This window comes from Brevibacterium sp. UCMA 11752 (genome assembly GCF_021532235.1).
Taxonomy (GTDB): Bacteria; Actinomycetota; Actinomycetes; order Actinomycetales; family Brevibacteriaceae; genus Brevibacterium; species Brevibacterium antiquum.
The window spans coordinates 3,869,259-3,880,184 of record NZ_JACBOS010000003.1; the positions used below are offsets into that span (position 1 = coordinate 3,869,259).

Genomic DNA, 10,926 nt, shown 5'->3' on the forward strand with positions numbered 1-10,926 from the left:
CGTCGCTCAGGGGACGATGACGATCTTTCCGCGGGTATGGCCGGTGGCACTGGCCTTGAAGGCCTCGGGCACCTGGTCAAGACCGTAGGTGTTCGCGACTTCGACCGTGAGCTCGCCCGAGTCGACGAGTTCGGCCACTCGCGCGGTCTGCGAGCCGTAGGGTCGCACCCAGATGTAGCGTCCTCCGTGTTCGGCCACCGAGGGGTCTGCGACGGAGGCATGCGCTCCGCCGTTCTTCAGCACCGCGAGGGTGGTTTCGAGCATGTCTCCGACGAAGTCGACGACCCCGTCGATCGGGCCGCCCGCGATCTCGAGAACACGATCGCGAAGTCCGTCCCCGTAGGTGACAGGTTCGGCTCCGAGCGTGCGCAGGTAGTCATGATTGGCCTCCGAGGCGGTGCCGATGACTCGGGCGCCGAAGGCCTTCGCGATCTGCACGGCGAAGCTGCCCACTCCCCCTGATGCCCCGTGGACGAGCACGGTCTTTCCGTTGATGTCGCCCAGCGCCTCGAGGGTGCGCAGGGCAGTGCCGCCGGCCAGCGGCAGTCCACCTGCCTGTTCCCAGCTGAGCTCCTTCGGCTTGGCGGTGACCGCGTGGACGGGAACCGCGACCTTCTCTGCGAATGTGCCCCCGCCGAGCACATCCTTGCGGGCGTAGGCGATGACCTCATCGCCGATGGAGAATTCCGGAGTGTCGAAACCGAGTCCGATGACGACTCCGGCGACATCCCAGCCGGGAGTGACCGGGAACTGGGTCGGCATGACCGGATCGAGGTGACCGCCGACGAGTTTCCAGTCGACCGGGTTCACCCCCGCTGCGCGGACCTCGATGAGCACGGATGCCGGCGGGACTTTCGGGTCATCGACGTCACGGACCGTGATGTCGTCGAAGTCATCGGTGTACTGGTCATAGACTGCTGCACGCATAACGGCGGCCTTCCGGTAGTCATCAGTGGATACCTGATGAACACCGAAAGGCCGCCGAGCTATTCCTGCGTGCGGATCCTACTCGTAGGTGTCGTTCGACTTCGCACGCTCGATGAGCGAAGCCGGCGGGGTGAACCGGTCACCGTAGGTTGCCGCAAGTTCCTTCGCACGTGCGGCGAAACCGCTCAGGCCGCCCTCGTACTGATTGACGTACTGGAGCACGCCACCGGTCCAGGCGGGGAAACCGATGCCGAAGATCGAACCGATGTTCGCATCCGGCACAGAGGTGAGCACTCCCTCGTCGAGGCATTTGATCGTCTCGATCGCTTCAGCGAAGAGCATCCGCTCCTGCAGGTCCGTGAAGGGCTGGGTCGCGGAACCGGAGTCGTACTTCTCGCGCAGGCCCGGCCACAGCTTGCCGCGTTTGCCGTCCTCGTCGTATTCGTAGAATCCGGCGCCGTCCTTGCGGCCTGTGCGTCCGGCTTCCTCGACCATCCAGTCGAAGACCACATCGGAGGGGTGGCTTTCGCGCTTTCCTCCGGCGGCCTCGATCGCCTCTTCGGTCTCCTTCCGGATCTTCTGCGACAGAGTCAGCGTCAGTTCGTCGAGCAGCTGCAGGGCACCGGTCGGGTACCCGGCCTGCAGTGCGGCCTGCTCCACCGATGCCGGCTCCACGCCCTCACCGACGGCGGCGACCGCCTCGGCGATGAATGTGCCGATCACACGGGAGGTGAAGAAGCCACGACTGTCGGTGACGACGATCGGGGTCTTCTTGATCTGCTGCACGAGGTCGAAGGTACGTGCCAGGGTCTCGTCCGATGTGTTCTCACCACGGATGATCTCGACCAGGGGCATCTTGTCAGCGGGCGAGAAGAAGTGGACGCCGATGAAGTCGGAATCGCGCTTGACCCCGGTGGCCAAGTCGGTGATCGGCAGGGTCGAGGTGTTGGAGCCGAGCACTGCGTCGGAGTCGACGACGTCCTGGATCTCCTGGAACACCTGCTGCTTGAGGGGCACCGATTCGAAGACCGCTTCGATGACGAAGTCGACGCCGGCGAAGTCATCGGCCGACGCACTCGGTGTGATCCGCTCGAGGACGGCCTTGCTCTTCTCCGCGGTGGTCTTACCCTTGGCCAGAGCTGATTCTTCACGCGTGCGCGCATAGGCCTTGCCCTTGTCCGCGGCCTCGATCTTGACGTCCTTGAGGACGACCTCGATGCCGGCCTTGGCTGCGGTGTAGGCGATCGCAGCGCCCATCATTCCGGCGCCGAGGACGCCGAGCTTCTTCACCTGGCGCGGTTCGACGCCATCAGGCCTCGAGCCACCGGAGTTGATGTGCCCGAGGTCGAAGAAGAACGCCTTGATCATGTTCTTCGCCACCGGGGTGTGGGTGAGGTGGACGAAGTAGCGGGTTTCGACTGCCAGTGCCGTGTCGATGTCGACGTAGGCACCTTCGACGGCGGCAGCGATCGCCGCGCGCGGAGCGGGCATCGGTGCGCCCTTGGTCTGACGACGCAGGAGCGCCGGCAGTGCGGGCAGCATCGCGCCCAGTGACAGTGAGGTGGGTGATCCGCCAGGGATTTTGAAGCCCTTGACGTCCCAGGGCTGAGTCGCCTCGGGGTTGGCCTTGATCCAGGCTTTGGCACGATCTTCGAGCTCGGCCACGGGGGCGAGTTCGTCGATGAGTCCGAGCTTGAGGGCCTCGGCTGCCTTGAACTTCGTCGACGGCAGGATGGCCTTCTGCAGTGCATTCTGGAGGCCCATCAGGCGTACGGCTCTGGCGACACCGCCACCGCCGGGCAGGAGGCCCAGGGAGACTTCGGGAAATCCAACCCGCAGGCTGGAGACGTCCTCCGCTGCAATGCGGTGATGTGCGACGAGCGCGACCTCGAGGCCGCCTCCGAGCGCGGCACCGTTGATGGCTGCGACGACGGGCTTGCCCAGCGTCTCGAGGCGGCGCATGACCGCCTTCATGTGGTTGGTCAGTGCGGCTTCGGCCTCCGAGTTCTCAGGGTCGGCGGCGCGCAGCTTATTGAGGTCTCCGCCTGCGAAGAAGGTCTTCTTCGCCGAGGTGAGGACGACGCCGGTGATGTCATCGACGTTTGCTTCGAGCCAGTCCACGACGCCCTCGAAGGCATCCTTGAAATGGTCGTTCATCGTGTTGACCTTGGAATTCGGGTCGTCGAGGACGACGGTGACGATTCCGTCCGAGTCAGTGGAATGGGAGTAAGTCGTTTCAGTGTTCGTCATGTCAGACCCTTTCGATGATCGTCGCAATGCCCATTCCGCCGCCGATGCACAGTGTGACGAGGCCACGCTGAAGATCACGACGTTCGAGTTCGTCGAGGACGGTGCCGAGGATCATGGCACCGGTGGCACCCAGAGGGTGACCCATGGCAATTGCTCCGCCGTTGACGTTGACCTTGTCGTGCGGGATGTTGAGGTCCTTCATCCACTTCAGGACCACTGCACCGAAGGCTTCGTTGAGTTCGAACAGGTCGATGTCCTCGACAGTCAGTCCGGCCTTGTCCAGCGCCTTCTGCGTCGCGGGTGTGGGACCGGTGAGCATGATGGTCGGCTCGGATCCCGTGACGGCAGTGGAGACGATGCGAGCGCGCGGCTTCATATTCATCGTCTGACCCACCTCGGCGTCGCCGATGATGACGAGGCTGGCCCCGTCGACGATTCCCGAGGAGTTCGCTGCGGTGTGGACGTGGTCGATCTCCTCGACCCAGTGGTACTTCTGGAGAGCAACCTCGTCGAAGCCTGCCTGCGCAGCGACCTTGGTGAAGGCCGGGGACAGCTTCGACAGAGACTCCACCGTCGAACCGGGACGCATATGCTCATCGGTGTCGAGCAGGGTCACACCATTGATGTCTTTGACAGGGACGATCGACTTCTCGAAGTAGCCGTTCTTCCAGGCGTTGGCGGCGCGCTTCTGCGATTCCTCGGCGAATTCGTCGATATCGGTGCGGCTGAATCCCTCTGTGGTTGCGATGAGATCGGCGCTGATGCCCTGGGGCACGAAATAGGTGTCGAAGTTCGTCGCCGGGTCCTGTGCCCATGCGCCCCCGTCGGAGCCGAGGGGAACACGCGACATCGATTCGACGCCGCCAGCCAGGACGAGGTTCTCGAATCCGCTGCCGACCTTCTGTGCGGCGATGTTGACCGCTTCGAGCCCGGATGCGCAGAACCGGTTGACCTGAACACCGGCGACGGATTCATCGAGGCCTGCGACGAGCGCCGCGGTGCGAGCGATGTCTCCGCCCTGTTCACCGACGGGTGAGACAACGCCCAAGACCATGTCGTCGATCGCTTTGTCGTCGAGATCGGGGTTGCGTTCGCGCAGGGCATCGATGAGCCCTGTCACAAGATCGATTGGTTTGACGCTGTGCAAGGCTCCGCCGCGGTTCTTTCCGCGCGGCGTGCGCACTGCGTCGTAGATGTACGCTTCGCTCATCTGTTCCTCACAGTCCTAGAGAACGGCCGAGGATCGGGTTCGTGATCTCAGCCGTGGATACGTCAATGACGCTCGCTCAACCTCATTGGCTAATCGATCGTTCAGTAACATTCGCACCCCTATTCAATACCAGTTGCCTGTGATGGTCAACACGAAAACCAGGTTGTGACACCGGGGAGCCTGGCGCGAGTTCCCATGTGACTCACTTCACTTGAGGAAAGATGATTTCGAGACATAGAAACCACGCCCGAAGTGCTTAGAATTAACCCGCCTAACACTCTTAGTTTTCTGGAGAATCATGTCCTCGATCATTCCTGCCCGATTCGTCCCTGCCCGCATGGGGTCGAAGCTCCTCGCACTGTTCCTGGCCATCGGCCTGCTCGCTGGCCCCATCGTGCTCGACGCCCCGCCCGCCGAGGCTGCTTCGAAGACGTGCGCGGTCAGAATGTCGAATTCGAAACCGCGCCAGTACTCGAACACCTGGGTCCAGGTGTCAAAGGTCGGCTCGAAGTCCAAGATCACGACGACCGCTCACTACAAGACGACGAAGACCAAGAAGAAGGCCACCGCCTCCAAGAAGGGCAAGGCCTCGCTGAAGTACTACATCTCCGGCGCCACCCCGGGCAAGAAGGTCAAGGTGTCCGTGGTCGCAAAGAAGGGCAAGACGACGTGGACGTGCTCAACGTCGTTCAAACCCAAGAAGAAGTAGGCCGCCTGCGCGCGTAGAACAATCGCCGGTCGATGGGAAGATGAACCATGCGTCAATTCTTCGCGGTGACCTCGATTCTGTCCCGGGGAGGGGTGGGCCGGATGTACTTCTGGCCGATCATGGCCTCGCTGTGCGTATATGTCATAGCCCTGTCCGTCCTCGTTCCTCTCTTCGGCGCCATCGAACGGGCGGGTGCCGACGAGAGGGGCCAGGCTCCGGCCCCCGTTCCGACGACAGCGGAACAACTACCTAGCTCACCCCCGAATTTCTCAATTGCGGTCGGCACGGACGACGAACCGCACGAGATGCCGGCGATCCAGAGCGCAATGACGGACTACCTGTCATTTTCGGATCAGTTCTTCACCAGGCTCGAACAAGGCGTGGTCGCTCCCGATTTCTCCACGACTGAACGCGAGCTTTCACCTGAAGCTGCCCGCTCTCAAGTGGAGGATGGGACTTCGGTGCTCGCAGTCCTAATGCCGAAGGACCTCACTCCACAGGCCATCGACGACATCAGAGCGTACTACCGCGGTGACATCGACGCCCCGCGCTACACGATCACTGTCCTTGCAAATCCGCAGGCACTGAACGAAGACAAGTTCATTCTCAATCAATACCAGGATCAGGTCATCCGCCAAGCGGAGGAGCACGTCTCCGAACAGATTCGCATCGTCGCCCAGAAGTTCGGATGCGAGACCGGGGAGCAGGCCTGCCCACGTACTTCGAAAGAGGCCCAACGCGCCTTCGAGCGGCCCTTCGACATCAATGTTGAGAAAGTCAGCGGCCCACCGGCCGTCGACTACTTCAGCCAGAAATCGGATGAGGGTAGTCCTTCGCCTCATGACCAGCCCTCTGCACCTGCACCGGTGACTGCCTCGCCGTCCGACCCCGCTGCCACATCCTCCCAATCGCACGCTCCACAGTCGTCGAGCAGTGCCAGAGTCTCCGCGATCATCAGTGCACTCATTCTCGCCGCGGTCACTTTGGCCATGCTGTCATCGGCGACCGTCAATCGGGCGGCGGGACTGCAGGTCGCGATCCTCGGGCCATGGCGATCGCTGTCACCTCAGAGACCATTCCCCAGAAGAACGTTGCTGAGCCAGAAATTCGGACTGGCCGCCGCCGGGACACTCGCACTGACTACGGCGGCCGCCGTCAGCACGGCATGGCCGGGACGAATCATCGTCGACAGCCTCGGCGCCTACCCGGGCCTCCGGCTGATCGCGATCATCGGATTCTTCAGTCTCGTCTTCCTGACTGTGGTTATCGTCGTCCTCGCCGTGACCGACGCCCTGGGTGTGCTGGCCGGAGTCGTAGTCGCTGTCGGCGCCGTTGTCTGGGGAACCGTCTGGAACACCCTGGCGAATCTTCTCGACCCGAGCCGTTCGGGCTGGTGGTCCAGTGCCACGATGCTCATCGGCGGAAGCAGACATTTGGTTGGAGAAGTGGTGCCGACGCTGGTCGTCCTGCTGATCATCCTTGTCGCGGCATTGAGCGGAGGCCTCGCCGTGACCGGTGCTTTCGATCGGAGATTCAGCACTCAGATCACGCGGTCATAGGGGGCCTGGGTTACGTTGCCCGGCCTGCTTTGCGTACTTGCTATTGCCGCCGTGGACCCTGCTGACTTCGAGGCCCGCGTTCGGACGGTTGCCAAACTGTCCCTCGGGCCGGCGCTTAGATAGGATCTGGCTGTTCCTGGGCCCCCAGCCCGTCTCATCAACGGTGCTCATAGTCCGATGACCACGACGGTCTGTTCGACGTACACGCTCACGCCGTTGGGAACAACGTGTTGGAGGGCGCCGATGATGAGGATGCTGGTGTGGGATCCGTGGTTGGGGATGATGTTGGTGAGGGTGCCTTTGCGGCAGCATCTTGGGGCTGAGAGGATCGGCAAGGCGATTGTCGTGCCGAGTTCAGCCGCGTCGAGGTGTCTTACGATCACGCACGAAACTTGTGACCGGGCACGGCAGAGTTACCAGAGACGACACGCGGAGAATCAGGCACGGCTGGAATCCCCACATAAACACCCCCAGGCTATGACGGCCCGGGGGTTGTTCTACACGAGATGACTCTAGTTACGTCGCCTAGTTGGGAAGTTCTCCATGTCGATTACAATCGGTTCGTAATCGTCATCGTGGTACACGATCTCACCGCTGGAAGACGTATCCCATTCTTCGTGATGATCCTCGCGGATACCGTTTGCAATAAGAGCGAGAGCAGCGCGTTGTGCTCCACGACTGTTTCCCATCGCGATGACCGCGTCGGAACTGTTGGCTTCGACTTCGTCTGCGAGGCCACGAATGTCGATGCTAAAACTCACGAGTGAGCCTTCGTTGTCACGCATCGGGAATGTCATTTCGGGTCCACGAACTTCAACGTCCCCTTCCGCGCCGACCATGTCGGCCAACCGTCCGGCGAGAACGTAGTCGAGGTCTCGGATCTTCTTGGTCATTCGCACTTCTTTGCCTGGTATGTGGTGATAATGTTTGTGCCTTTGAATGAGACTGACGCATTGGTATTGAATGTGTCGTAGGTCTTGCCCTTGCATTTCAATTTTACAGGTGCACAGTAGTTGTACGTGTCGTTGGCTTTCCTCACAACTATTTGGGATTTCTTAAGCGTCAGCTTGGTTGCGAACTCCATCATGTCGAACCAGTCGGTCCCTGCTCCCCTATTCGCCCAGCCGCCTTTGTGACGTTCCCCGATGTGGCACAGGCCCCAACTCCCTGGCCCGTATGATCCGCATCGGAGATTGGAGGCATGTCCGCCGAATTCTTGCAGGCCAGCTCGAGTGTATGATTTGACATGAACCTGGCTGCTGTCCTTGTACCCGCGATACGGAGCTGGAGTCTCCTTCTGGGTTTCGGCCTTACCGGGTGAGATCTCAAGTGTCTTTGACTCGCCTGCTGCAACCATTTCGATCGTTCCACCGTTCTTGGCAAGCTCGTCCGGCACGTTGGCTTCCGCCGCGCTGGCGGGTGCCACAACAAGCGTGCACCCCACTAATACGGCCGGGACTGATGCAGGGTTTGGACTGGGCTTCGATGGTCGGAACTGCGAGCGATCACCGTGGGCGATTTCTCACGTGTTCCTGTACCCGTGCTGGTGGTACGACGAGCTGCGCCGGAGGGTATCGCTGTAAAAACGGCGAAGGGACGTCGTGCCCGTACTGTCCCCGTCGCAGATCGAGTTTTGAGCTTGATCGAGACGTGTGCTGGCGACAAAGCCGGAGATGATCCGCCGTTCACGTCGAGCACAGGAACTCGCCTTCATGCCTCAGGCTTCAAGAAGTCGGCGCGCTGCCCCCAGACGGCTAAGGGTCGTCGAATACACAACCTGCGCCACACCGCGATCTGTCTATGGCTTCGTCGCGGCGTCGATGCGGCGACGGTACAAGCATGGGCCGGACACGCCCTACCCATACACACATTTTGGCCTATAACCCACAATTGGAGACGAGGACGGTGCCAGCAATGAAAACACCCCAGGCTATTGACCTGGGGTGTTGTTGCCGAGCCGCCTGCGAGAATCGAACTCGCGACCTATTCATTACGAGTGAATCGCTCTACCGACTGAGCTAAGGCGGCAACCGAGCTAACTCTAGCCAAAACCAGGACTCCTGGTCAAAAGGAGCGCAGCCGAACCCCAGCTACGTAACACAGCTCACATATGCTGGACTTCCCTGCGCATTCTCTTCCCGTCTCAGGAGTCACATGAGAACCGTTGTGCTGACCGTCCCTCAGGTCTCAGAACTTCCCGATATCGGTGCCGTGCTCGATCGATGGCAGTCCGATGCCGGCCCTGTTCACCTCCACACAGGCGACCTGGGCTGGTATTCGCTGAGAGGTGGGGCAGCAACAGCTCAGGCACTGCGGGTCTGGCGATGCCAGGACAGGATCCTGGCAATCGGATTGCTTGACGGCGAGAACCTTCTCCGTCTGTCTGTTGACCCGGATCTCACTCACGATGACGCTTTGGCACGGCAGATCGAAACAGACATCAACTCATCGGACAGGACTGCTTCGGGGACGGACATCACTGTCTTCGAAAAGGGAACAGCAATTGTTGAAGCTCGGGGAGCAATTCGCCTCTGCGATAGTCTGAAAGCCCGTGGATGGGGTACAGACGAGCCGTGGACGCCGATGAATCGTGACTTGAGTCTGCCGGTGGAACAACCCGACATTCGAGTCGAGGTTGCCGGGCCAGACGATGCTGAGGCCTGGACGGCCATTCACTGGTCGGCATTTCGCGGTGTGCCCTACACCGCTGACGACAGACAGCGATTCGTCGACAGATGGCACACGATGATGTCTGGCCCCTTCTCCTCCCGGGCAAGAAGCCTGCTGGGGTATGACGACAGCGGTCTGCCGGTCGCCGTGGTGACAGTATGGTCTGCGGGTCTCAACCGTCCCGGACTGCTCGAACCGTTGGCCGTCCACCGCGACCAACAGGGTCACGGCTATGGAAAGGCCATGGCGATCGCTGCGGCAAGACGCCTGCAACAGTTGGGATCGTCGTCGGCATCAGTCTGTACGGAGAGTTCCAACAGGAGCGCCGTCGCCGCCTATTCGTCCGCCGGCTACATTCCTCGCCCCCAGGTCAAGGATCTTCGCCGAGGCAGTTGACGCCTCCCAGCCCTCACGCCGCTGCGGCTGCTCACCGGTTAACCTGGTGGAGACAGACATTCCACAAGAGAAAAGGGTGACGCACGTGGTCGAGTTCGACTCGAAGGACTTCATGAGTGATTTCCAGGCGCTCATCGAATGTGAGTCGTTCTCCCAGGACCCCGAATCGCTGGCCCGCAGTGCTCAGCTCGTCTCTCGGATCGGCACCGGTCTGCTGGGGGCTGCCCCTCACATCATCGAAACCGACTCGCACCCACACGTGCTGTGGCGCTTCGGGCCCGGGCCCCGCACGGTCGTGCTCATCGGCCATCATGACACTGTGTGGCCCACCGGCACTCTTGCCGATTTCCCCTATTCGGTCACCGACGGCGTCGTACGCGGACCGGGCGCCGACGATATGAAGGGCGGTCTGCTCATCGCTCTCTACGCGATGGCGCGTCTGCGCGAGGAGCGCGGCACTCTCGATGGCGTCAGCATCCTCATGACCGGAGACGAAGAACTCGGCTCCCCCGGCTCACGCCAGATCATCGAGGACGAAGCCCGTGGAGCCAAGGCGGCTTTGGTCTTCGAAAGCGGCGCACCCGACGGGGCTGTGAAGATCGCCCGAAAAGGTGTCGCCATCTACTCACTGGAAGTCACCGGTTTGGCCGCTCATGCGGGCGTGGAACCCGAGAAGGGCATCAACGCCACGATCGAGGTCGCCAACCAGGTCGTCAAGATCGCGGGCCTTCATGATCCGTCTGCGGGAACCTCAGTTGTGCCGACCGTCATGCACAGCGGTTCGACGACGAACACCGTGCCGGCCAAGGCTGTTGTCGGTGTCGACTCCCGGGCCGCCTCGGTCGCAGAACAGGAACGCATCGACGCAATCATGAACTCCCTCTCCCCCACTGTGGCCGGGGCCAAGGTCGACGTCCTAGGTGGCATCAACCGTGCCCCGCTGGAGGAGAATATGGCGATGGGGCTCTACGCCCGAGCCCAGCGGCTGAGTGCTCACCTGGGGCACCCGCCATTGCGGTCTGTGGCCGTCGGCGGTGGATCGGACGGCAACTTCACAGCCGGAGTCGGAACACCGACCATTGACGGACTCGGGACAGTGGGCGGAGGTTCGCACGCGAGAACCGAACATGCCCTGCAGGTGTGGATCCCTCGCCGTGTTGAGCTCACCACTGCTCTGGTCGGTGAGCTCCTCGACGAGGAGTGAG

10 protein-coding genes, 1 tRNA gene and 1 pseudogene are annotated in these 10,926 nt (G+C 61.5%); 5 read left to right on the plus strand and 7 right to left on the minus strand.

What is annotated here, in order from left to right:
• Window positions 1-6 precede the first annotated feature (6 nt).
• The 3 genes from HU144_RS17475 to HU144_RS17485 all read right to left on the minus strand — a co-directional run bounded on the left by HU144_RS17475 (window position 7) and on the right by HU144_RS17485 (window position 4,387).
• Window positions 7-927, minus strand: coding sequence for an NADP-dependent oxidoreductase (locus HU144_RS17475; protein ID WP_235352373.1), 921 nt, complete (start codon window positions 925-927; stop codon window positions 7-9).
• A 78-nt stretch (window positions 928-1,005) separates the two neighbouring features.
• Window positions 1,006-3,177 (minus strand): 3-hydroxyacyl-CoA dehydrogenase NAD-binding domain-containing protein, encoded by a 2,172-nt coding sequence (locus HU144_RS17480; protein ID WP_235352374.1) that lies wholly within the window; start codon window positions 3,175-3,177, stop codon window positions 1,006-1,008.
• Window position 3,178: 1 nt separating this feature from the next.
• Window positions 3,179-4,387 (minus strand): acetyl-CoA C-acetyltransferase, encoded by a 1,209-nt coding sequence (locus HU144_RS17485; RefSeq protein WP_235352375.1) that lies wholly within the window; start codon window positions 4,385-4,387, stop codon window positions 3,179-3,181.
• A gap of 298 nt (window positions 4,388-4,685) precedes the next feature.
• On the opposite strand from HU144_RS17485, the gene HU144_RS17490 reads away from it, so the two are divergent.
• Together HU144_RS17490 and HU144_RS17495 are read left to right on the plus strand one after the other, a co-directional pair.
• Window positions 4,686-5,096, plus strand: coding sequence for a hypothetical protein (locus HU144_RS17490; protein ID WP_235352376.1), 411 nt, complete (start codon window positions 4,686-4,688; stop codon window positions 5,094-5,096).
• A gap of 47 nt (window positions 5,097-5,143) precedes the next feature.
• The gene (locus HU144_RS17495; protein ID WP_235352377.1) at window positions 5,144-6,655 is read left to right on the plus strand and encodes a hypothetical protein; all 1,512 of its coding nucleotides are present in this window, start codon (window positions 5,144-5,146) and stop codon (window positions 6,653-6,655) included.
• 167 nt (window positions 6,656-6,822) lie between these two features.
• Here HU144_RS17495 and HU144_RS17500 read toward each other — a convergent pair whose 3' ends face one another.
• The 3 genes from HU144_RS17500 to HU144_RS17510 form a co-directional block, all read right to left on the minus strand.
• A complete protein-coding gene (locus HU144_RS17500) occupies window positions 6,823-7,038 on the minus strand; it encodes a hypothetical protein (protein ID WP_235352378.1) in 216 nt (71 codons plus the stop codon).
• Between the two features lie 129 nt (window positions 7,039-7,167).
• Window positions 7,168-7,548, minus strand: coding sequence for a hypothetical protein (locus HU144_RS17505; RefSeq protein ID WP_235352379.1), 381 nt, complete (start codon window positions 7,546-7,548; stop codon window positions 7,168-7,170).
• The gene (locus HU144_RS17510; protein WP_235352380.1) at window positions 7,545-8,051 is read right to left on the minus strand and encodes a hypothetical protein; all 507 of its coding nucleotides are present in this window, start codon (window positions 8,049-8,051) and stop codon (window positions 7,545-7,547) included. The genes HU144_RS17505 and HU144_RS17510 overlap by 4 nt, the downstream gene beginning before the upstream one ends.
• Before the next feature lie 90 nt (window positions 8,052-8,141).
• Here HU144_RS17510 and HU144_RS19580 point away from each other — a divergent pair.
• Window positions 8,142-8,573: pseudogene (locus HU144_RS19580) on the plus strand (tyrosine-type recombinase/integrase); the annotation flags it as partial.
• Window positions 8,574-8,610: 37 nt separating this feature from the next.
• Here HU144_RS19580 and HU144_RS17515 read toward each other — a convergent pair.
• Window positions 8,611-8,683 (minus strand) — tRNA-Thr (locus tag HU144_RS17515).
• Between the two features lie 126 nt (window positions 8,684-8,809).
• Between HU144_RS17515 and HU144_RS17520 the strand changes: the two genes are divergently transcribed.
• Both HU144_RS17520 and HU144_RS17525 read left to right on the plus strand, forming a co-directional pair.
• Entirely contained in the window at window positions 8,810-9,721 is a 912-nt protein-coding gene (locus HU144_RS17520) for a GNAT family N-acetyltransferase (protein WP_235352381.1), read from the plus strand.
• Window positions 9,722-9,833: 112 nt separating this feature from the next.
• The gene (locus HU144_RS17525; RefSeq protein ID WP_235352382.1) at window positions 9,834-10,925 is read left to right on the plus strand and encodes a M20/M25/M40 family metallo-hydrolase; all 1,092 of its coding nucleotides are present in this window, start codon (window positions 9,834-9,836) and stop codon (window positions 10,923-10,925) included.
• Window position 10,926: the final 1 nt, after the last annotated feature.